Origin of the sequence: Streptomyces sp. NBC_01264 (assembly GCF_026340675.1) — a bacterium.
GTDB lineage: Bacteria > Actinomycetota > Actinomycetes > Streptomycetales > Streptomycetaceae > Streptomyces.
Map to the genome: position 1 here is coordinate 4,438,755 of NZ_JAPEOX010000001.1, position 20,877 is coordinate 4,459,631.

20 protein-coding genes are annotated in these 20,877 nt (G+C 72.1%); 6 read left to right on the forward strand and 14 right to left on the reverse strand.

The window, feature by feature from the left end; genetic code table 11:
- Window positions 1-36: 36 nt before the first annotated feature.
- The 3 genes from OG435_RS20500 to OG435_RS20510 all read right to left on the reverse strand — a co-directional run bounded on the left by OG435_RS20500 (window position 37) and on the right by OG435_RS20510 (window position 3,396).
- Window positions 37-1,104: a Zn-dependent alcohol dehydrogenase gene (locus OG435_RS20500; RefSeq protein WP_266878574.1), complete on the reverse strand. Its 1,068-nt coding sequence runs from the start codon at window positions 1,102-1,104 to the stop codon at window positions 37-39.
- Window positions 1,101-2,324 carry an acyl-CoA dehydrogenase family protein gene (locus OG435_RS20505; protein WP_266878576.1) on the reverse strand — a complete coding sequence of 408 codons (1,224 nt, stop codon included), beginning with the start codon at window positions 2,322-2,324 and terminating at the stop codon, window positions 1,101-1,103. The genes OG435_RS20500 and OG435_RS20505 overlap by 4 nt, the downstream gene beginning before the upstream one ends.
- A gap of 151 nt (window positions 2,325-2,475) precedes the next feature.
- A complete protein-coding gene (locus OG435_RS20510) occupies window positions 2,476-3,396 on the reverse strand; it encodes an SDR family oxidoreductase (RefSeq protein ID WP_266878578.1) in 921 nt (306 codons plus the stop codon).
- 119 nt (window positions 3,397-3,515) lie between these two features.
- On the opposite strand from OG435_RS20510, the gene OG435_RS20515 reads away from it, so the two are divergent.
- Together OG435_RS20515 and OG435_RS20520 are read left to right on the forward strand one after the other, a co-directional pair.
- On the forward strand, window positions 3,516-4,442 hold the full coding sequence (locus tag OG435_RS20515) for a cyclase family protein (protein ID WP_266881934.1): 927 nt from the start codon (window positions 3,516-3,518) through the stop codon (window positions 4,440-4,442).
- Between the two features lie 202 nt (window positions 4,443-4,644).
- The gene (locus OG435_RS20520; protein ID WP_266878579.1) at window positions 4,645-5,523 is read left to right on the forward strand and encodes a GNAT family N-acetyltransferase; all 879 of its coding nucleotides are present in this window, start codon (window positions 4,645-4,647) and stop codon (window positions 5,521-5,523) included.
- 58 nt (window positions 5,524-5,581) lie between these two features.
- On the opposite strand, the gene OG435_RS20525 is transcribed toward OG435_RS20520, so the two are convergent.
- From OG435_RS20525 to OG435_RS20555, 7 genes are all read right to left on the reverse strand, one after another.
- The gene (locus OG435_RS20525) at window positions 5,582-6,277 is read right to left on the reverse strand and encodes a hypothetical protein (protein WP_266878580.1); all 696 of its coding nucleotides are present in this window, start codon (window positions 6,275-6,277) and stop codon (window positions 5,582-5,584) included.
- Between the two features lie 96 nt (window positions 6,278-6,373).
- A complete protein-coding gene (locus OG435_RS20530) occupies window positions 6,374-6,922 on the reverse strand; it encodes a hypothetical protein (RefSeq protein ID WP_266878582.1) in 549 nt (182 codons plus the stop codon).
- Window positions 6,919-7,464 carry a SigE family RNA polymerase sigma factor gene (locus tag OG435_RS20535; RefSeq protein WP_266878584.1) on the reverse strand — a complete coding sequence of 182 codons (546 nt, stop codon included), beginning with the start codon at window positions 7,462-7,464 and terminating at the stop codon, window positions 6,919-6,921. The genes OG435_RS20530 and OG435_RS20535 overlap by 4 nt, the downstream gene beginning before the upstream one ends.
- A 340-nt stretch (window positions 7,465-7,804) precedes the next feature.
- Window positions 7,805-8,263, reverse strand: a complete 459-nt coding sequence (locus tag OG435_RS20540; protein WP_266878585.1) for an ATP-binding protein — start codon at window positions 8,261-8,263, stop codon at window positions 7,805-7,807.
- 343 nt (window positions 8,264-8,606) lie between these two features.
- Entirely contained in the window at window positions 8,607-9,536 is a 930-nt protein-coding gene (locus OG435_RS20545; RefSeq protein ID WP_266878587.1) for an acyl-CoA dehydrogenase family protein, read from the reverse strand.
- 7 nt (window positions 9,537-9,543) lie between these two features.
- Entirely contained in the window at window positions 9,544-10,707 is a 1,164-nt protein-coding gene (locus OG435_RS20550; protein WP_266878589.1) for an acyl-CoA dehydrogenase, read from the reverse strand.
- A 5-nt stretch (window positions 10,708-10,712) separates the two neighbouring features.
- Window positions 10,713-11,921, reverse strand: coding sequence for an amidohydrolase family protein (locus OG435_RS20555; protein WP_266878591.1), 1,209 nt, complete (start codon window positions 11,919-11,921; stop codon window positions 10,713-10,715).
- 159 nt (window positions 11,922-12,080) lie between these two features.
- Between OG435_RS20555 and OG435_RS20560 the strand changes: the two genes are divergently transcribed.
- Window positions 12,081-13,643: a class I adenylate-forming enzyme family protein gene (locus OG435_RS20560; protein ID WP_266878593.1), complete on the forward strand. Its 1,563-nt coding sequence runs from the start codon at window positions 12,081-12,083 to the stop codon at window positions 13,641-13,643.
- A 114-nt stretch (window positions 13,644-13,757) separates the two neighbouring features.
- Here OG435_RS20560 and OG435_RS20565 read toward each other — a convergent pair whose 3' ends face one another.
- Entirely contained in the window at window positions 13,758-14,276 is a 519-nt protein-coding gene (locus OG435_RS20565) for an EF-hand domain-containing protein (RefSeq protein ID WP_266878594.1), read from the reverse strand.
- Between the two features lie 320 nt (window positions 14,277-14,596).
- Here OG435_RS20565 and OG435_RS20570 point away from each other — a divergent pair, with 320 nt between their 5' ends.
- Both OG435_RS20570 and OG435_RS20575 read left to right on the forward strand, forming a co-directional pair.
- A complete protein-coding gene (locus OG435_RS20570; protein WP_266878596.1) occupies window positions 14,597-15,175 on the forward strand; it encodes a sigma-70 family RNA polymerase sigma factor in 579 nt (192 codons plus the stop codon).
- 2 nt (window positions 15,176-15,177) lie between these two features.
- On the forward strand, window positions 15,178-16,509 hold the full coding sequence (locus OG435_RS20575) for a maleylpyruvate isomerase N-terminal domain-containing protein (RefSeq protein WP_430625768.1): 1,332 nt from the start codon (window positions 15,178-15,180) through the stop codon (window positions 16,507-16,509).
- Window positions 16,510-16,575: 66 nt separating this feature from the next.
- On the opposite strand, the gene purU is transcribed toward OG435_RS20575, so the two are convergent.
- Together purU and OG435_RS20585 are read right to left on the reverse strand one after the other, a co-directional pair.
- Entirely contained in the window at window positions 16,576-17,451 is an 876-nt protein-coding gene (gene purU, locus OG435_RS20580; protein WP_266878599.1) for a formyltetrahydrofolate deformylase, read from the reverse strand.
- 19 nt (window positions 17,452-17,470) lie between these two features.
- Window positions 17,471-17,917: an SCO4402 family protein gene (locus OG435_RS20585; protein ID WP_266881936.1), complete on the reverse strand. Its 447-nt coding sequence runs from the start codon at window positions 17,915-17,917 to the stop codon at window positions 17,471-17,473.
- A gap of 231 nt (window positions 17,918-18,148) precedes the next feature.
- On the opposite strand from OG435_RS20585, the gene OG435_RS20590 reads away from it, so the two are divergent.
- Complete coding sequence (locus tag OG435_RS20590; protein ID WP_266878601.1) at window positions 18,149-19,474, forward strand: ABC transporter substrate-binding protein; 1,326 nt, start codon at window positions 18,149-18,151, stop codon at window positions 19,472-19,474.
- Between the two features lie 9 nt (window positions 19,475-19,483).
- Here OG435_RS20590 and OG435_RS20595 read toward each other — a convergent pair whose 3' ends face one another.
- Window positions 19,484-20,836, reverse strand: a complete 1,353-nt coding sequence (locus OG435_RS20595; RefSeq protein ID WP_266878603.1) for a hypothetical protein — start codon at window positions 20,834-20,836, stop codon at window positions 19,484-19,486.
- Window positions 20,837-20,877: the final 41 nt, after the last annotated feature.

Sequence of the window (20,877 nt, forward strand, 5' to 3'; positions counted from 1 at the left end):
ACGGCCGGGGCCCCTCTCGCGTCCGCGCCCCCGATGTCAGAACGTGAGGACCCCCCGCGCCACCCGCCCGTGGTGCGCGTCGTCCACGGCCTTGGCGAAGTCCTCGACCGGGTAGACCTCCGTGACCAGTTCGTCCAGCAGCAGCCTGCCCTGCCGGTAGAGCTCCGCGTAGAGCGCGATGTCCCGCTGCGGGCGCGAGGACCCGTACCGGCAGCCCATGATCGTCTTGTCCAGGTACATGGACGAGACCTGGAAGGCCGCCTCCTCCTTGAAGCCGGGCACGCCCAGCAGGACCGCCTGTCCGTGCCGGTCCAGGAGGTCGATGGCCTGCCGGATCAGCTTGACGTTGCCCACGCACTCGAAGGCGTGGTCCGCGCCCGTGGGCAGGATCTCCTTCACCGCCGCCGAGGAATCGGCGACCGCCGAGGCGTCGATGAAGTGCGTGGCGCCGAACTGCCGGGCCACCGCCTCCTTCGCCGGGTTCGCGTCGATCGCCACGATCGTCGTGGCACCCGCGATCCGCGCGCCCTGGAGCACGTTGAGCCCGATGCCGCCCGTGCCGATGACGACCACGCTCTCGCCGCGGTCCACCTTCGCCCGGTTCAGCACGGCGCCCACGCCCGTCAGGACCCCGCAGCCGATCAGGGCGGCCGAGGTCAGCGGGATGTCCTGGGGGATCTTCACCGCCTGCACGGCCTTGACGATCGTCCGCTCCGCGAAGGCCGAGTTGGACGCGAACTGATAGAGCGGCTTGCCGCCCCGCGAGAACGGCTGACCCGGCATCCCGATCGCCTTGCGGCACATCGTCGGCCGGCCGCGGTCGCAGTCCGCGCACGCCCCGCAGTTGGCGAGCGTGGACAGGGAGACGTGGTCGCCGGGCGCCACGTGCGTGACCCCGGAACCGACCGCCTCCACCACGCCCGCGCCCTCGTGCCCGAGGACCACCGGCGGCGGGAACGGGATCGTCCCGTCGATCACCGAGAGATCGCTGTGACACAGCCCGGCCGCCGCTATCGCGACCAGCACCTCCCCCGGCCCCGGGTCCCGGATCTCCAGATCGTCGACCACCTGGGCCTGCTTGCCGTCGAATACGACGCCTCTCACCTGGACTCCTTAGGCAGGCCGAGCACGCGCTCGGCGATGATGTTGCGCTGGATCTCGTCCGAGCCGCCGTAAATGGTGTCGGCGCGGGTGAACAGGAACAGCCGCTGCTCCTCGTCGAGTCCGAGTTCGTACGGGGTCCCCTGCGACCAGTGCCCCGGCCCGGCGGTGGCCACCGCGCCCCGGACCTCCACCGCCAGCTCCCCGAGCCGCCGGTGCCAGCCGCCCCACAGCAGTTTGGCCACGCTGGGCGCGCCGGGGTCGGCTCCCGCGGAGCCGTCGGCGCCCGCGGCGCCCAGCGTCCGCAGCGCGTTCCACCGCATCGTGCGCAGCTCGGCCCACTGCCGTACGAGGCGTTCGCGTAGGACCGGGTCGCCCGCACCGGCGTCCACGTACGCCCGGACCACCCGCTCCAGTTCGGCCGCGAAGCCGATCTGCTGGACGAGCGTGGAGACCCCGCGCTCCAGGGCGAGCAGTCCCATGGCCACGGACCATCCGTTGCCCTCCCCGCCCACCACCTCGGCGGCGACGGCCCCGTCGAAGAACACCTCGTTGAACTCGGAGGTCCCCGACATCTGCCGGATCGGCCGGACCTCGACCCTGCCCGGCTGGTCCATGCGGACCAGGAGGAAGGACAGCCCGCGGTGCCGCACCGACCCGGCGCCGGTGCGCGCCAGGACGAAGCACCAGTCGGCGTCCTGGGCGAGCGAGGTCCAGATCTTCTGCCCGGTGACCCGGAACGATCCATCGGCGGTGTCCCGTACGGCCGTCGTACGAATTCCCGCGAGGTCGGAGCCGGCGCCCGGTTCGGAGTACCCCTGGCACCACAGCTCCTCGCCGCGGGCGATGCCGGGGAGGAAGCGGGCCCGCTGCTCCGGGGAGCCGTAGGCGATCAGCGTCGGCGCGAGGAGGTTCTCACCGATGTGGCCGACCCGGGCCGGGGCGCGCGCGGCCGCGTACTCCTCGGCCCACACCACCTGCCCGGTGAGGGAGAGCCGCCGGTTGCCGTAGGCATCGCCCTCCCCGGTCTCCCAGCCCTGACCGATCCATCCCGCGCCCCCCAGCTCGCGCTCCCACGCGCGCCGGGTCTCGACGCCCTCGTGCTCACTGCCCGGCCCTCCGAGGCCGACGGCCTCCGCGTACGGGCCCACGAGGTGCTCCGCCAGCCACGCCCGCGCGCGACCGCGCAGCTCCTCGTCCTCCTCGCCGAAGCGGAAGTCCATGGTCGGTACCCCCCTTGGGTCCTGTCCGGCCGCTGCGGCCGGCCTCTCGCGCCTTGGCACGCGTACGCGCCGCTCCAACGGGTCCACCGGGCTCTGCCGGGATCTGCCGGAACGCCCGGCGCACCGGAACACCCGAACCGCCCGGCCAGGGCTACGCGTTGGGGCGGTCCTTGGCGGCCGCCGCCTTGGCCATGGCTTCGAGCTGGGCGAGCATCGGCATCGGGTCGGTGCCCACCGTCCCGGGCAGGAAGTCGGCGATCTTCTCGGGGGTCCAGGAGCCCTCGGCGTAGCCGGCGCGCAGTTCGCGGGGCTGGGCCCAGACGGCGATCTTCGGTCCGGCGATCGTGTAGACCTGCCCGGTGATCTTCTCGCCGCCGACGGCGACGGCCTTGTCGGAGAGCAGGTAGGTCACGAGCGCGGCCACGTCCTCGGGCTCGCCGATCTCCTTGAGCTCCATCGGCACGTTGGCCGACATCCGGGTGCGCGCGACGGGCGCCACGGCGTTGGAGGTGACCCCGTACTTGGCCAGGCCCAGCGCGGCCGACCGTACGAGCGAGATGATCCCGCCCTTGGCGGCGCTGTAGTTGGCCTGGGCCACCGAGCCCTGGTGGTTGCCGCTGGTGAAGCCGATCAGCGTGCCGGTCCCCTGGCGTCGCATGACGGCGGAGGCGGCGCGGAAGACGGTGAAGGTGCCCTTGAGGTGGGTGGCGACCACCGGGTCCCACTCCTCCTCGGACATGTTGAACAGCATCCGCTCGCGCAGGATGCCGGCGACGCACACGACTCCGTCGATGCGTCCGTACTGGGCGAGCGCGGTGTCCACGATGCGCTGGCCGCCCGCCATGGTCGAGATGTCGTCGGCGACGGCAACAGCTTCCCCACCAGCGGCGATGATCTCCTTCACCACCGCTTCGGCGATCTCGCTGGTGGGCTCGTTGCCCTCCATGCCCACGCCGTAGTCGTTGACGACGACCCTGGCACCTTCGGCGGCCGCGGCGAGTGCCACGGCCCGCCCGATGCCCCGGCCGGCGCCTGTGACGGCGACGACTTTGCCTGCCAAGAAGTTCCCCACGTCCGGCCCCTTCCCGCGTTTTCTGACGGTCCGTTAGATTCTATGGGCAGTCAGATGTACGAGCACAAGCCCCAGTTCGTCACAGCGGTTCATTTCACTCCGAGGAGCTGATGAGATCGATGGCCATGCCCGCCGAGTTCCACGACATCGCCAAGCGCGTCAACAACTGGGGCCGGTGGGGCGCCGAAGACGAGATCGGCACCCTCAACCTCATCACCGACGAGGTGGTCCGCGCGGCCGCCGCCGAGATCCGTACCGGCCGCCGGATCCCCATGGCCCTCCCCCTCAAGGAGGACGGGGTGCAGTCCGGCATGATCCCCGGCCGGATCAACCCGCTGCACACGATGGTGCAGATCAACCAGGAGCTCTTCGGCCCGGGCACGGTGGCCTGCAGCGACGACGCGGTGACCTTCGGCCTCCAGGCCGGCACCCACTGGGACGCGCTCACGCACGTCTCGCACTCGGGGAAGATCTACAACGGTCGCCCGGCCGGCACCATCACGGCCCACGGCCGCGCCGAGTTCAGCGGCATCGACAAGGCCGGGCACATCGTCTCGCGCGGGGTCCTGCTGGACGTGGCCCGCGCCAAGGGCCTGGACCGGCTCCCCGGCGGCCACGCGGTCACCCCGGAGGACCTGGAGCAGGCGGAGGAGTTCGCCGGGGTCACCGTCCGCGCGGGCGACATCGTTCTGGTCCGCACCGGCCAGGTGCAGGTCTACCTCGCGGGCGACAAGCACGGCTACGGCTACCCGTCGCCCGGCCTGTCCGTCCGTACGCCCGAGTGGTTCCACGCCCGGGACGTGGCGGCCGTCGCGAACGACACCCTGACCTTCGAGATCTTCCCGCCGGAGATAGACAACCTGTGGCTGCCGGTGCACGCCCTGGACCTGGTCGAGATGGGCATGCACCAGGGCCAGAACTGGAACCTCGAAAAGTTGTCCACAGCCTGTGCGGAAGAATCCCGCTACTCCTTCCTCCTCTCGGCCATGCCCGAACCCTTCGTCGGCGCGGTCGGCACCCCGGTGGCCCCGATCGCCATCCTCTGAGCGGGGACGGGGACGGGGGCGGGGCAGCGGGTACCGGGCCAAACCCTTTGCCAGGGAACCGATCGGCCAGCTAGGTTCACCCAGCCGTCCGTCTCTTGCCGGACCGGCGCCGTCGACGAGGAGGTGTGGAGCACATGCGCACGAGTGCCCAGCAGGTGAGCCCGCGTACCGACCTCTGCCACCTCCTCACGACGGAGACACCTTGTCGTTCCACATCACCCCGCTGACCGACCCCGCTCACGGCGCGCACAGCCGACGCCTCGCATGGCTGGCGTCCGACGCCGATTCCAGCCCCGTCGGGACGGCCTTCCTGCGCCTGTTCGACGGCGGACAGGCGCACCTGGCCGAACTGACCCTCCACGTGCACCCCGTGGAGCGCCGCGAGGGCGTCGGATCCCGGCTCCTCGAGGTGGCCGTGGCCGCCGCCCGGGACGACTCCCGGCGCTGCGTCACCGCGCAGGCCGAGGCCGGATCGCCCGGCGACCGCTTCCTGGCGGCCCGCGGCTTCCGCAAGGTGCTCACCCTGAGGTTCGCCCGCCTGCCACTGGCCGACCTGGACACCACCGCCCTCGCGGCCGTCATCGAGCGGCCGCATCCCGGCTACCGGCTGGCGTCCTGGCCGGGGACCGTCCCCGACGACCTCGCCCAGACCTTCGCCGACTCGCGCCGCGCCATGGACGACATGCCCATGGAGGACACCGACCACGGCATCACGGCCTGGGACGTGGACCGCGTCCGGGCCGCCGCCAAGGCCGTCGAACAGCGCGGTGACCAGCTGCACACCGTCGTGGCCGTCGACACCTCGGACGGCTCGATCGCCGGGTTCACCGAACTCGTCGTCCCCGGCAGCGGCAAGGGCGACGCCGTGCACTACGGCACCGCCGTGCTGCCCGAGCACCGCGGACACGGCCTCGGCCGCTGGATGAAGGCCGAGTCGATCCGACGGGCCCACGAGCACCATCCGGACCTCGGCGGCCTCCTGACCGACACCGCCGACAGCAACACGCACATGCGGAACATCAGCGACAGCCTCGGCTACCTGCCCACGCACACGACACTGCAGTACCAGCTCGACCTGTAGGGACGAGCCGAAGGGCCGGACCCGGCCATCGCCCGGTCCGGCCCTTCGCGTTCCCCGGTCAGCCCTTGGCGCAGATCACGTCGTACGGGCGGCCCACCGCCATCACGAGCTGCATCGGCTTGTTGGTCCCCGACGGGCACTCTGCCTTCGTCTTGACCAGGCCGAGCACCTTGTACGTGCCCGAGCCGCCCGAGGCGCACGGCACTTCCTGCGCCTGGCCGGTCACGCAGTCGCCCTGTACCAGCTGGCCGCCGCCGGCGCCCGCGTCACCGGGGTGTTCGCCGGTCAGGTTGCGGCCGCAGACGGTGTTGGTGGGGATGCCGCCCGACTTCGCGGAGCCGTAGGACATGCTCACCTGGATCATCAGGTCGGTACCGGGCGGGCACTGGATCGCGCCCGGCAGGATGCTGGCGTCCTTGATGTCGATCGCCTTGAAGGTGGCTCCGGACGCCGAGCACTTCCGCGGCCGGTAGCCGTCCGGCGGGTTGTCCGGGTCGGGGCCTCCGCAGTCGCCCACCGCCCATGTACTCGACGTGTCGGAGGAGGACTCCGGATTTCCGGGGTCCTTGGAGGAGTTGGCGGGCGCCGGTGCGGAAGCCGAGGGCTTGGCGTCCGCCTTGTCGTCGTTCTTGCCGAGCCACTGGGAGGCTCCGTACACGGCTGCGATGAGCAGCACGAGGACGAGGAGGCCGGGGAGCTTGCTCCCACGGCGCCCCGGGGCGGGTGGAGGCGTCGCCTCGTACGGGTTTGCCATGCGCTTCTCCTGCGGTGAGGGGGGACTTCGGGGTGGGACGGCGTGCCCCGCACAGAGACACGTCATGGACACCTCATGGTTCCACCCCGCCCGCCCTCAGCGGCAGAGCGGCGGTTCCTCCTCCGTGGCGCGGAAGGTGACCGTGGGACCCGAGTCGTGGCGGACGAAGCGCGCCTCGACCGCCGAGACGAGCGTCATCGTGCCCGCCGTGTACGGGTCGTCCCAGACGGCCGCGTCCAGCTCCTGGTCCGGAACCTCCGGATCGGCGCGCCACCAGCGGCCCGCGAACTTCGTGAACCGGATTCCGCAGTGCACGTACAGGTCGTGCGCGTACGGGACTCCGAGCGCGTCCGGGTCGGTCAGAACGGCCGACTCCGTCGCCTCGGGCATCACGCTCGGCGGTCCCGCGGTCGCGGCCGGCGGGGCCGGCATCCGGCCCCCGCCGCCCGGCAGCCACTGCGGGACGAGGACGGCCAGCACCGCGGCGGCCGCCACCAGTCCGGCCGCGGCCGCCCTCCGGCGGCGGCGGATCCGGGCGGCCGCCCGGACCGCGCCGTGCGGTGTCGGCGCCGCGACCGGCACCGCCGGCCGGTCCGCCAGCGCGTGCAGGGCGCTGCGCAGCTCTTCTTCGGGGAACCCGTTCATCGCGCCTGCGCCTCACTCGGGGTCGTGGTCTTGGTTGCGCCCTCGCCCGGCCAGAGGTCGGGGTGGGACCGCAGGCGGGTCAGGGCCCGCGCGGTCAGGCTGGTCACCGTGCCGTTGGGGCAGCCCAGGATCTCCGCCGTCTGCTCGACGGTCAGGTCCTGGTAGTAGCGCAGCACCAGGACGGCCCGCTGGCGCCGTGGCAGGCCGAGCAGCGCGCGTTCGAGCAGGTCGGCAGCCGCGACCGCCTCGGCCGCGGGCTCGACGGAGCCGCCCGCCGCATCGGGCAGGGCCGCGTGGGGAAGCTCGTGGTTCCAGCGCCTGCGGCGCCAGGTGCAGTACGTGGTGACCATGACCTTGTGCGCGTAGCCGACCGGCGCGTCGTACCGGCCCGCGCGGGCCCAGCGGTCGTACACCTTGGCCAGGGTCACCTGCACCAGGTCCTGCCCCAGATGCCAGTCGCCCGTCAGCAGCCGCGCGGTGCGGAGCAACGGCATTCCCTCTGCCGCGACGAACTCCGCGAACGATTCCTCGGATGGATCCACCCGGCAACACCCCCTCACCCTCAAGACGACTTGGGGGTGCCGTCGCATTGCAGCACGGAGGCACCGACTTCACGGCCGGGCCGGGCTCCAGCCGGTCGACGGCCGGAGGCCGGCGCAGCGGCGCGAAGCCGGGGAGGCCCGCCAGGGCCGAGCCGTGCGAGCGGCGCGTGAAGAAAGGGTGCTGCGGGTGGCGGCGGCGCGCATGCACGCCCCGAGCGCGGCACGGCGGCCGCCACCCCACGACCCGCACTCGTCAAGGCAGGACTGACCCTTGGCGTCCCCTCGCGACGAATCGTTCAACACAAGAGTGATCACCAGTTGACGAACCGTCAACACCTCGTTAGAGGTACAAGCGCGGTTCCCGGATCCCGCCCCGGATTTCCGGCTCGTCCGCAACGGCCTCCGCGGTCTTCTCCTCGCGGTCGATCTCGCACCAGATCCGCTTCCCGGCGCCCTCGCGCTGCCAGCCCCAGCGGTCCGCCAGCCCGTCCACCAGTTCCAGCCCCCGCCCGCCCGTGTCGTCCCCCGCGGCCTGCCGCGGGGACGGGGCCCGGTCGCTCGCGTCCGCGACCTCCACCCGCACCCCCGGCTCCCCGAAGAGCATGCGCAGCACGGCCGGACAGCCGGTGTGCACGACGGCGTTGGTGACCAGCTCGGAGATCAGCAGGATCAGCGTCTCCGCGAGCGGCTCGTCATCCCCTATGCCGCAGCCCGCGAGCCGGGAGCGGGCCCATCGGCGGGCCCGGCCGACCTCGGCGGGGTCCGGTCCTACCTCCAGCTGAACCTGAAGCACCTGCACCGCTCACACCATCCGAACCGGCGGACACTTCGCCTCGCGACAGGACGGAGTCACCGAGTGTGACCCCGTTGCGGAGCAGCATGGTTGACATACAGTCACCGCAACAAGCGCTTCGGGCATATTCCAGCGTGAAGGAGTAGGCGTGGTGCATACTGTGCGACGCTCGCGCCGCTCAACCGCTCGCATTCCCGGGAGCGTACCGGAGCGGCCCCCCGCCTCCGGGCCGCAATGAGTCGGGCGAAGGACACAAACCGATATCAACTCTATGTAATCGGACATGCGTCCCGCGCCGTCCCTCCCGTGCCCGGCCGTCACTGTGCGCGAGCTGCTCCACGGCCGCGAACTACTCCGCCGCCGCCAGCAGCTCCGCCGCCAGCGCCTCCTCCCCCTGCGCCGCCGTCCGCCACTGCTCCGCCCGCACCCAGGCCCGCTTCAGGTGCAGGTGCACGTCCGCCTCCCAGGTGAAGCCCATCCCGCCGTGCACCTGCAGGCAGTCCCGGGCATTGCGCACGGCCGCCTCGTCGGCCAGCAGCTTGGCCCCGGCCACCTCCGCCGGGTCCGCCGTCACGGCGGCCGCGTAGACCGCCGTACGGGCCACCTCCGCGCGCACCAGCATCTGCGCGCACAGGTGCTTGACCGCCTGGAACGCCCCGATCGGCTGCCCGAACTGCTCGCGCTCCTTGGCGTACCGCACCGCCAGCTCCACCGTGCGCAGCGCGCTGCCGAGCTGCAGGGCCGCCGTCAGCAGCGCCCCCTCGTCCCGGTACGTCCCGGCCGCCACCGGCCGCCCCGGTACGGAGACCCGTGCCAGCGGGGTCAGCGGGTCCGCGGAGCGCACCGGCTCCCCCGAGTAGACCTCGACCGGTTCCCCGTCCGCGCCGAGCACCGCGTCGGCCTCCCCTAGGTGGGCCACCAGCGGGCCCTCCAGGTCGAAGGCCGTCACCACCGCCTCGCCCTCGGCGGCTCCCGCGACCAGCCCGGCGGCCAGGTGGGTGGCGACCAGCGGGCCCGGCAGCAGGGCCCGGCCGGCCTCTTCGAAGACGAGGACGGCCTCCGGCAGCCCCAGCCCGACCCCGCCCTCGTCCTCCGGGAGCCGCAGCGCGAAGAACCCGGCCTCGCCGAGCTCCCGCCACAGGACCCGGTCCACGGCCCGGCCCGTGGTGGCCGCCCCGTCCACCGAGGCGCGCAGCGCCTCGCGGTCGTAGCGGCCCTCCAGGAGGTCCCGTACGCCTGCCCGCAGGTCCCGCTGGTCCTGCGTCGGCTGGAAGTCCACGGAACGCTCACCTGCCCTTCGGAAGGCCGAGGATGCGCTCGGCCACGATGTTCTGCTGGATCTGCGAGGTGCCCGCCGCGATCGTGTAAGAGAGCGAGGACAGCCGGTCCAGGGTCCACTCCTCCTCCAGCGAGAGGGACTGGGCCCCCAGCACCTCGGCGGCCGTGTCGTACAGCTCCTGGCGCGCGTGCGAGTAAGCCAGCTTGAAGACGCTGCCGCCGATGCCGGGGACGCCGCCGGAGCGCTCGGACTCGCTGACGTTCCACTGGGTGAGCCGCCACAGGGCGCCGAACTCCCCGTACAGCCGGCCCAGCCGGCGCCGCAGCACCGGGTCGTCCCAGCGGCCGTTGGCCTTCGCGGCGCGCGCCAGCTCGCCGAGCGTGCGCCGGCAGGCGACGACCTCGCCGACGAAGGCGGTGCCGCGCTCGAAGGACAGGGTCACCATGGTGACCCGCCAGCCGTCGTTCTCGGCGCCGACCCGGTTGGCGACCGGGACCCGTACCTCGTCGAGGAACATCTCCGCGAACTCGGTGGACCCGGCCAGGGTGCGCAGCGGCCGGATCGTCACCCCCGGCGCGTCCATCGGCATGGCCAGCCAGGAGATCCCCCGGTGCTTGGGGGTCTCGGCGCTGATGGGATCGGTCCTGACCAGCAGCTCGCACCAGTCGGAGACCTCCGCGTGTGAGGTCCATATCTTCGAGCCGGTGATCACGTACTCGTCGCCGTCGCGGACCGCGCGGGTGCGCAGCGAGGCCAGGTCGGAGCCCGCGTCCGGCTCGCTGAAGCCCTGGCACCACATCTCGTCGCCGCGCAGCACGGGCGGCAGCCAGCGCGCCCGCTGCTCCGCGGTGCCCTCGGCGGCGATGGTCGGGCCGGCGTGCAGCAGCCCGACGAAGTTCGCTCCGACGTACGGGGCTCCCGCGCGCTCGGTCTCCTCCAGGTAGATCAGGTGCTGGGTGGGGGTGGCCCCGCGGCCGCCCGCGTCCACCGGCCAGTGCAGTCCGGCGTACCCGGCGTCGTACAGCCGGCGCTGCCAGCCCGCGTCGTAGGCGCGGCGGCCCGGCCAGTCGTCGGGCGAGGGCTTGGGCGGCAGGTCCGGGAGCACGTACGCGAGCCAGGCCCGCAGCCGGGCCCGGAACTCGCGTTCCTCCTCGGTATAGGTGAGGTCCACTGCGCCTACCGCCCCGTCCGCCGGTCCTTGTCGAAGTCAAGTCCGAGCATACGGATGGCATTTCCACGCATGAGCTTGTATACGGTTTCTTCGTCGAGGCCCTTGACGTGGTCGAGGGCGACCTCCTTGGTGTGCGGGAAGGTCGAGTCCACGTGCGGGTAGTCGGTCTCGAAGGTGGCGTTGTCGCGGCCGACGACGTCCAGCGAGGCGATCCCGTGCTTGTCGCGGAAGAAGCAGCAGAACATCTGCCGGTAGTAGTACGTGGACGGCGGCTCGGGGATCAGGTCCTTGACCCCGCCCCAGGCGCGGTGCTCCTGCCACACGTCGTCGGCGCGCTCCAGGGCGTACGGGATCCAGCCCATCTGGCCTTCGCTGTACGCCAGTTTCAGCGTCGGGAACTTCACGAGCACCCCGCTGAACAGGAAGTCCATCATCGAGGCCATGGCGTTGTTGAAGCTGAGCGCGGCCTGCACGGCGGGCGGGGCGTCGGGGGAGGCGGCGGGCATCTGGGAGCTGGAGCCGATGTGCATGTTGATGACGGTGCCGGTCTCCTGGCAGACGGCGAAGAAGGGGTCCCAGTAGCCGGAGTGGATGGACGGCAGGCCGAGGTAGGTGGGGATCTCGGAGAAGGTCACCGCCCGCACCCCGCGCGCGGCGTTGCGGCGGATCTCGGCGACGGCCAGGTCGATGTCCCAGAGCGGGATGATGCAGAGCGGGATGAGCCGGCCGCCGCTGTCCCCGCACCACTCCTCGACCATCCAGTCGTTGTACGCGCGCACGCAGGCCAGGGCGACCTCCTTGTCCTTGGCCTCGGCGAAGGTCTGCCCGCAGAAGCGCGGGAAGGTCGGGAAGCACAGGGAGGCCTCGACGTGGTTGAGGTCCATGTCGAGCAGGCGTGCCTTGGGGTCCCAGCAGCCGCGCCGCATCTCCTCGCGGGTGATGCCCTCCAGGGTCATCTCGTCCCGGTCGAAGCCGACGGCGGCGATGTTGCGCTTGTACGGGAACTTCAGGTCCTCGTAGATCCACCAGTCAGTGGGCGGGCCGTCGGGGTCCATGGTGATCACGTACTTGCCGCCGGTGTAGGCGAGCTCGCCGATGCCGGCGGTGAGCGCCTTGGGTCCGCGGTCGCGGTACTTGGCGGGTAGCCACACGTCGAAGAGGTGGGCCGGTTCGATGACGTGGTCGTCGACGCTGATGATCCGAGGCAGTTCCATGGTGTCCCCTCGCTGATCTGATGGCGAATCTGATGGTGCGTCAGAAATCTGGAACCAAGCTAGCTCCCCACCCCTGGACCGACAAGCGTCCGCGCCCTACGCTCTGCCCTTGATCTGACTATCCGTCAGGTCGTGTCGGCCAGGGGAGGTCGGTCCGGGATGACGGACAGCACCGCAGTCGAACTCAGCCGGTCCCGCACGCTCTGGGACCTGATCACCCGCCGGGCCGCCATGACCCCGGACGCCCCCGTCCTCATCGAGGCCGCGGAGGGCTCCTCAGCCGACGCCGCCGCCGACCGCCGGCTGACCTTCGGGGAGCTGCGGGACCGCTCCGAGCAGGTCGCGGCCGGCCTGTACGACATGGGCGTGCGCCCCGGCACGGTGGTCGCCTGGCAGCTCCCCACCCGCATCGAGACCGTGCTGCTCTCGGTCGCCCTCGCCCGCATCGGCGCCGTCCAGACCCCCGTGATCCCCTTCTACCGGGACCGCGAGGTCGGCTTCGCGCTGCGCGAGTCGAAGGCCGAGTTCTTCGCCGTCCCCGGCGTCTGGCGCGGCTTCGACCACACCGCGATGGCGCACCGCCTCGGCGCCCATGGCGTCTTCGAGGCCTACGACTCCCTGCCCACGGGCGACCCGGCGGTGCTCCCCCCGCCCCCCGCCGAGGGCGTCTCGGTCCGGTGGATCTACTGGACCTCGGGCACCACCTCGGACCCCAAGGGCGTCCTGCACACGGACCGCTCGCTCATCGCGGGCGGCTCCTGCCTGGCCCACGCCCTGCACCTGTCACCGGACGACGTCGGCTCGATGGCCTTCCCGTTCGCCCACATCGCCGGACCCGACTACACGGTGATGCTGCTGCTCTACGGGTTCCCGGCGGTCCTCTTCGAGAAGTTCGCGATGCCCGACGCCCTGGACGGCTACCGCCGCCACGGGGTCACGGTCGCCGGCGGCTCCACCGCCTTCTACTCGATGTTCCTCACCGAGCAGCGCAAGGACCCGTCCGACAAGCTCATCCCCAGCCTCCGCCTCCTCGCGGGCGGCGGCGCGCCGAAGCCCCCGGAGATCTACCACGCGGTCGTCCGCGAGCTGGGCTGCCAGCTCACCCACGGCTACGGCATGACCGAGGTCCCCATGATCACGATGGGCGCCCCCGACGACACCGCGGAGAACCTCGCCACCACCGAGGGCCGGCCGCCGCAGGGCATGTCGATCCGCATCACGACCCCGGAGGGGACGCTCCTGCCCCCGGACACCGACGGGGAGGTCCGCCTGCGCGGGGAGGCGGTCTGCCAGGGATACCTGGGGCGGGAGCAGAACACCGGCGTCTTCGACGCCGACGGGTACCTGGTCACCGGCGACCTCGGGCACCTCACGAAGGACGGCTACCTGGTCCTCACCGGCCGCAGCAAGGACGTCATCATCCGCAAGGGCGAGAACATCTCGGCGAAGGAGATCGAGGACCTGCTCCACCTGCTCCCCGGCGTGGCCGACGTCGCGGTCATCGGCCTCCCGGACCCGGAACGCGGCGAACGCGTCTGCGCCGTCGTGGAGCAGCCCGCGGGCGCGGCCCCGCTGACCCTCGCCGAGGTGACCTCCCACCTGCGCACGGAGGGCCTCTCCACGCACAAGCTCCCGGAACAACTGGAACTGGTCGAGGCCCTGCCCCGCAACGACGCCTTGCGCAAGGTCCTCAAGTACAAGCTCCGCGAACGCTTCGCGTAGCGGGGGACGCCCACGAGCGCGGCGGGGCCGCGGGACTCCGCCCCGCCACCCCGCTCCGCCCCGCCGGGGCCACGCGTCCGGCGCCGCCGGGGCCACGCGTCCGGCGCCGCCGGGCTACGCGTCCGGCGCCGCCACCCCGCAGTAGCCGGCGAAGGCCGCCAGGATCTCGTCCTCCGTGATGCGGCCGTCGCCGTCCGCGTCCAGGGCCGCCGCGACCGGTTCCGCGAGCTCCTCCGGGGTGCCGAGCACGCGCAGGACGCGCGCCGTCGCCGCCGGGGTCGCGCCGAGCCCGTCCGAGTCCGCCGCCGCGATCACCGCCCGCAGGAACGGCCGTGCGATCTCCGCGAACCGGTGCGGGTTGTCCCGCAGCCGCTTCGCCGCGCCCGTGACGAACTCCTCGCGGGACACCCGCTGGTCCCCGTCCACGTCCGCGATGCCGGCCATGCCCTGCCAGAAGGCCTCCGCGCCGGCGAACACGGCCTGGCCCCTGTCGGACCGGGCAGCCACGGCGAATTCGGCCAGGACCGCCCTGGCCGCCGTACTGAAGTCCTCCCGGTCGATGTACCCGGACCCGTCCTGGTCGAAGGTGGCGAAGCGGGCGGCGATCTTGCGCTCGTATTCTGCGCTGTCCATATTCGGCGTTCCGCCTTCACATATGCGGTGGGGTGCAGTTCAAGACAGGACAGGAGCGTAAGGCCTACGTGGCCTGCGCGTTAAGCGAAGCGGGCAAGCAGGTGGCCGCATCGAACCAGCGCACGAGGAGCGCGGCGGGGCGCGTACGCGTGTACCCATGTCATGGGGCCGGCATTCGCGTTCACCCCCGCGACGCTCCTAGCACGCGGGGCCCGGTTCCCGGAGGAGGTTCTGGCAAAACGGGCGCACACCCCCGCATGCCCACTACATTCGAGTGGTCGACACACGGCTGCGAAACCGGGAATCCGGCTGGGGGCACGATGCCGAAGGACGCACCACCGCGCTGGGACCGCCGCATGCAACAACGCCTGGCCCGCGGCGAGGCCGCCGCGCTCGGAGAGCTGTACGACCGCTTCGCCTCGCTCGTGCACAGCCTCGCCCACCGGGTCCTGGGCGACGAGAAGGCCGCCGACCGGGTCACCCGCGAGGTCTTCGGCTACATCTGGGAGAACCCGGACGCCTACGACCCCAAACAGGGCTCCATGCGCTCCTGGGTCGCCCGCATCACCCAGGGGCAGGCCGTGGCCCGCCTGCGCCAGGCCGAACTGGGCAACGGCTCCCGCGAGGAACTGGAACAGAAAGTGCGCAGCGCCAACGCGGCGGCCCGGGCCGACTTCATCGTCACCTCCATGCCCGCACCCCTGCGGGCCGCGCTCGAACTCGCCTACTTCAAGCGCCGCGACTACCGCCAGGCCGCCGCCGACCTGCAGATCAGCGAGGACGAGGCCCGGCGCCGGCTGCGCCTGGGCCTGCAGCTCCTGTCCACGGCCAACGCCGTCCCGCGCGAGGACACCGTCCCGCCGGGATACGGTCCCTCCGGATATGGAACCGCCCGATGACGATGCCGCCGAGCCCCTTCGGTGAAGAAGACGGCGAAGAGTACGAACGGCCCCCGAACCCCGGCGGCCCGGCGCGCATACCAGGCCCGCGTGGGGCGGCCGACGACCTCGAGGACCTCGACGACCTCGACGACGCCGAGTACGCGAAGTTCACGGAGTACCCGGTCATCACCGACTTCCCGGTCGTACCGGCACCCGCGGAGCCCGACCCCGAGCCCGTCCCTGCCGCGCCGCCGCCCAGCCACGCCGTACTGAAGTCCCTGCTCGGCGCCTGGGCCCTGGCGGCCTGCTCCGCGGAGGAGACCCAGGCCGTCGAGGACCACCTCACGGAATGCGCGCCCTGCGCCGAGGAGGCGCTGCGGCTGCGCGACGCCGTGGCGCTGCTGCACCCGGAGGAGAGCCTCGACCTCAAGCCGCTGCTGCGCTCGCGCGTGCTGGAGGACTGCCTCGGCAAGCGCCCCGCCCGCATCCCAGTCCCGGTGTGGGCCAGCCCGTACGACACCGAGACGGCCCGGCTCGACTCGCTGCTGCGGGACTTCGGGGACTCGGAGTGGCACACGCCGGTCCGGCTGAAGTGGTTCGAGGAGGAACGCCGCCAGACCCGCCGGACCACGGTGGCCGGGGTCATCGGGCACCTGCTGGCGGTGGACGGCCTCGTGGCGTCCGCGCTGGGTCTGGACGACCCCCTGGGCCCCGCCGGATCCGCGGGCACCCCGGCCGAGCGCACGGAACGGTTCTGGGAGGACTCCCCGTACCCGACCACCCGCCGCGTCCGCGAGCCGTGGCGGGAGCAGGGCCACACCCTGGTCCGTACGGTCTCCTTCGCGGGCCGCGGCGTGGCCGAACTGGACGTGGACTACGGCGCCTTCGCGCTGCCCCTCGGGGACGCGTTCCTGGAGCGGGCCTTCGAGTGCTGGGTCCACGCCGTGGACATCGCGGAGGCGGTGGACTATCCGTACGGGCCGCCGGCCGCGCCCCACCTGAACCGGATGATCGACCTGGCGGCCCGGCTGCTGCCGGCGGCCCTGGCCGGGCGGCGGCGGGCGGGACTGGCGGCGCCGCCGCGCGGGCTGGTCGCGGCGGGGGCGCCGGGCCGGACCCTGCACCTGGAGATCGAGGGTGCGGGAGGCGGCGGCTGGGACATCGCGCTGGACTCCCCCGCAGCCAAGCCCTCACCGGACCACACGGTGGCCCGGATCGCCCTGGACGGCACCGAATTCTGCCAGCTCGCCGCGGGCCACATCTCCCCGGAGGATGCCGCGGTCGGCCAGAACGGCGACCGCGAGGCCATCCGCGACGTCCTCTTCGCGGCGGCGTCCCTGAGCCGGATGTAGAGCCGGTCGGATGCGGGGCGGGCCGGATGCGGGGGCCGGGTCCGTGCGGCCGGGCCCGGCCGGCGGTTACGTGAAGACGACCGTCCGGGTCCCGTTCAGCAGGACCCGGTGCTCGCTGTGCCACTTCACGGCCCGCGCCAGCGCCTGGCACTCCACGTCCCGCCCGATCGCCACGAGCTGGTCCGGGGTGACCTCGTGCCCCACCCGCTCGACCTCCTGCTCGATGATCGGGCCCTCGTCCAGGTCCGCCGTCACGTAGTGAGCGGTCGCACCGATGAGCTTCACGCCCCGGGCGTGCGCCTGGTGGTAGGGCTTCGCGCCCTTGAAGCTCGGCAGGAACGAGTGGTGGATGTTGATGATCCGCCCGCTCAGCTCCTTGCACAGGGTGTCCGACAGCACCTGCATGTACCGGGCGAGGACCACGAGGTCGACCTCCTCGGCACGCACCAGCTCCAGCAGCCGCGCCTCCGCCGCCGCCTTCGTGTCCTTCGTCACCGGGATGTGCACGAACGGGACCCCGTACGAGCCGACCAGTTCCTCGAAGTCGGTGTGGTTCGAGACGACGGCCGCGATCTCCACCGGCAGCGCACCGATCCGGTGCCGGAAGAGCAGGTCGTTGAGGCAGTGCCCGAACTTCGACACCATCAGCACGATCCGCATGCGCTCGTCGGAGCGGTGGATCTGCCAGTCCATCCGGAAGGTGTCGCCGATCGCGGCGAAGCTGGCCCGCAGCTTCTCCACGGTCACCGGGGCGTCGGCCGCGAAGTGGACCCGCATGAAGAACAGGCCGGTGTCGCGGTCGCCGAACTGCTGGCTGTCCTCGATGTTGCACCCGGTCATGAACAGATAGCTGGACACGGCGTGCACGATGCCCTGCTTGTCGGGGCACGAAAGGGTCAGTACGTACTGCTGCGGGGCCTGGGGCTGCGGGTCGTCGCTCATGACCCGACAGCCTTCCACATCACACCGCGCGCGTGAGGATCCTCAGGACGTCGAGTGACCGCGGACGCGCGTCCGCGTCGTCCCCGTCCGCCGTCGACAGCCGTACGTGGGCTTCGCGCGCGGCCCGTACCGCCTCCGGCCAGGCATGGTGCTCCAGGTATCCGGAGACCGGGGCGTCGGGGCCTATCTGGTGCATGATCCGCAGCACGCGCAGCACGGCGAGGTCCACGAGGGCCGCCTCCTGCGAGTCGCGGAAGATCGTGCCGACGTACTTCTCCGCGGACCAGCTGTCGAGCCAGGTGTCCTCGACGAGCCGGTACACGGCGTCGGTGACGTCCCCGTACCCTTCGGCGCCGGCCAGCCAGGTGTCCTCCTGGAACGCGGGGTCGGAAAGCATGTGCAGCGCCGAGCGCACGTTGCTGCGCCAGCGCCACCACGGCATGTCATTGAGGGGCATGCCGCCCATGGTGGAGGAGCGGCCGCCGTGGGCGGAAGAGTTCTTCGAACCTTGGGCGAATGTCACGCTTTCGATCGTACGTTCCCGTGCGGCGTGATCTTCAGGCGCCCGGACCCGGGGGCCCGGACCCACCCGGCGCTCACTCACCGTGTGCGCGCCACCCGTAATTCACCTGGATGTCACTGGATGTTGTGTACACCTCACACTTCAGTTACCCGGGGGGCGGAATGGTGCATGCACATGACCACCCGGCGATCCGCAGCGGCACTCTCCCGAACCCTTCTGGCCCGGACCACGGCCATGGCGATGGGCGCGTGTCTCGTCGCCGGCTGCGGGGCGCTCCCCGGGGGCTCGGGGGGCTCCGGGGACGCCGACACCCTCACGGTCATGACCTTCGCTCCGGAGGAGTCCAAGGCGACCAACATGCCCGGCATGCCGGGCATGGCCAAGGCCTACGAGCGCTGGGTCAACGCCAAGGGTGGCATCAACGGCCGCAAGCTCCGCGTCCTGACCTGCGACGAGCGCAACACGCCCACCGGCGCCGCCGACTGCGCCCGCAAGGCGGTCGCCGAGAAGGCCGTCGCCGTCATCGGCTCCTACAGCCAGCACGGACGCGCCTTCCTGGCCCCGCTGGAAGTCGCGGGCATCCCCTTCATCGGCGGGTACGGGGTCTCCCCCGAGGAGTTCCAGTCCCCGCTCTCCTACCCGGTCAACGGCGGCCAGCCCGTCCTGGTGGCCGGCGCCGGCCACCAGCTGGGGCGCACCTGCGCCAAGGTCGCCCTGGTCCGCCCCGACACCCTCGCCGGCGATTCCCTGCCGGGCCAGCTCAACTCCGGCCTCAAGGCCAACCAGATGGACGGGGCCAGCGACATCCGGGCCGCCGAGGACTCCGCGGACCTCTCCGCCCAGGCCGGCGAGGCACTGGTCGACTCCACCCCGAAGGGCGGCGGGAAGGGCACGAAGGACGGCAAGGAGAAGGGCTGCGTGGCCGCCGTGCTCGGCGCCCGCACCGAGACCTTCTTCGACGCCTTCCGCCGCCTCGACTCCCAGGACCGCAAGCCTCAGATCTCCTCGGTGCTCGGCTCGGTCAGCCAGGCCCTGGTCGACCGCACCGGCGGCAAGGAGAGCCCCTTCGAGGGCGCGTACGTCACGAGCTGGTACCCGGTCTCCACCGACCCCCTCTGGGCGCAGATGCGTAACGTGATCTCCGACTACGCCTTCGGCGACAACGCCGTGGACCCCGACGACAGCGGCGCCCAGACCACCTGGATCGCGTACACGGTGTTCGGCGAGATGGTGAAGCGGTTCAAGGAGGACGAGGAGATCACCGGGCGCACCCTCACCCGCAGGCTCAACCAGGCCGATCCCGTCACGACCGGCGGCCTGACCCCCGAACTCAGCTGGCGCTACCAGGACATGCGCGCCGTCTCCGGCTTCCCCCGCATGGTCAACGGCCGGGTCACCTTCCAGGTCGTCCAGCAGGGCCGCCTGGTGGCCCAGCAGGTCGGGGCGGCGGCGTCCATGGACATGACCAAGACCCTGGAACAGGCCCCCCGTTCGAGCTAGGGAGCGCCCCTAGAGCTGGCTCTTGTCCCGCTTGGTGAGGTCGTACTTGCCGGCGATGGAGTTCCACAACCCGGCCGCGGTCTCCTTGGCCCGGGTGGCGTCACCGCTCGACTTGTTCCCGTCCGAGGCGTTGTCGGTGGTCTTGGCCTTGCCGTCCTTGCACTTGTCGCCGTCGCCCTTGATGTCGTCCGCCCAGTCCGCGTAGCTGTTGTCGGCCTCGGCGGAGGACTTCCACGCCTTGGTGAGGGCCGCGGTCAGCTTCCCGTCGTTCGGGAGCTTGTCCACCTTGAGCTCCTGGAGCCGGGTCACCAGCTCCTGGCGCTGCCGGGCCGCGTCGCGCAGGTCGGTGGCCGCCTGATCCAGGTTGCTGCAGCTCTTGATGTCCTCGACGGCCTTGATCACCGCGGCCCGGCTGTCGTTGCTGTCCGCGAGGAGCTTGTCGAGCTGGACCGCCTGCGGCTGCGCGGGGTCCAGCGCGGCCTCTCCGGAGTCCGCGGCGGAGCTGCCGGGGGTCGGGGCGGGTGCCACGGCGGCCGGGTCGTTGTTCTGGGCCTTGCCGTCACTGAGCAGCGCGCCGACCCCGAGCCCGACGACGGCCAGGCCGATGACGACGGCGGCGATGATCGCGGGAGAGACCTTGCGGGGGGCCGGCGGCTCCGCGTAGGGCGGCGGCTGCTGCTGGTACTGCTGCGGCGGCGCGTACTGCTGCTGGGGCGGCTGCTGCTGGTACTGCTGCGCGTACTGCTGTTGCTGCGGGTGGGGGCGCTGCTGCGGCGGCTGCCGGCGGAGCACCGGCTCCTGGACGGGGGGCAGTTGCGCCGTGTGCTGCAACTCCTCCCCCCGGAACAGCCCGTCGAACCCGGCTGCGGGATCGGCCGGCCCGGCCGGCACCGGCGGGATGAACTGCGTCGCGGCCTCGTCGTGGGAGGGGCCCGCGGGGACCGGCGGTATGTACTGGGTGGCCGCCTCGCCGTGCGGCGGACCCGCGGGGACCGGCGCGATGAACTGCGTCGCCGCCTCCTCGTGCGCGGGGGCGGCGGGCACCGGCGGAATGTACTGGGTGGCCGCCTCCGGCAGCGGCGGGTAACCGTAGCCGTGCGGGTCGCCGGGGCCCTCGTAGCCGGGGCCGACCACGTGACCCTGCGGGTAGCCGTAGGCGGGGCCCTCAGGTGCGGGGTATCCGTAGGCGTGCTGACCGTAGGCGGGCCCGCCGTCGGAGGGCTGCCCGTAGGACGGCTGGCCGGGCAGGTACTCCGGCTCCCCGCCGGGCTGCGCGGGCGGCTGCGTCGGCGGCTGCGCGGGTACGTACGGGCCCCACGGCTCGCCTCCCTGCGGGCTGCCGCCCTGTCCGCTCTCCGTCACCGGAACTCCCTTTCCGACCTGTCCGCGTCTACGGAACCGTC

Coding starts and splice junctions, on each gene's coding strand:
- OG435_RS20505 (WP_266878576.1), bottom strand. CDS start 2,324: ATGGACTTCCGCTTCGGCGAGGAGGACGAGGAGCTGCGCGGTCGCGCG.
- OG435_RS20515 (WP_266881934.1), top strand. CDS start 3,516: ATGGCCATGCCCGCCGAGTTCCACGACATCGCCAAGCGCGTCAACAAC.
- OG435_RS20525 (WP_266878580.1), bottom strand. CDS start 6,277: ATGGCAAACCCGTACGAGGCGACGCCTCCACCCGCCCCGGGGCGCCGT.
- OG435_RS20530 (WP_266878582.1), bottom strand. CDS start 6,922: ATGAACGGGTTCCCCGAAGAAGAGCTGCGCAGCGCCCTGCACGCGCTG.
- OG435_RS20555 (WP_266878591.1), bottom strand. CDS start 11,921: ATGGAACTGCCTCGGATCATCAGCGTCGACGACCACGTCATCGAACCG.
- OG435_RS20560 (WP_266878593.1), top strand. CDS start 12,081: ATGACGGACAGCACCGCAGTCGAACTCAGCCGGTCCCGCACGCTCTGG.
- OG435_RS20565 (WP_266878594.1), bottom strand. CDS start 14,276: ATGGACAGCGCAGAATACGAGCGCAAGATCGCCGCCCGCTTCGCCACC.
- OG435_RS20570 (WP_266878596.1), top strand. CDS start 14,597: ATGCCGAAGGACGCACCACCGCGCTGGGACCGCCGCATGCAACAACGC.
- OG435_RS20575 (WP_430625768.1), top strand. CDS start 15,178: ATGCCGCCGAGCCCCTTCGGTGAAGAAGACGGCGAAGAGTACGAACGG.
- purU (WP_266878599.1), bottom strand. CDS start 17,451: ATGAGCGACGACCCGCAGCCCCAGGCCCCGCAGCAGTACGTACTGACC.
- OG435_RS20585 (WP_266881936.1), bottom strand. CDS start 17,917: ATGGGCGGCATGCCCCTCAATGACATGCCGTGGTGGCGCTGGCGCAGC.
- OG435_RS20590 (WP_266878601.1), top strand. CDS start 18,149: ATGACCACCCGGCGATCCGCAGCGGCACTCTCCCGAACCCTTCTGGCC.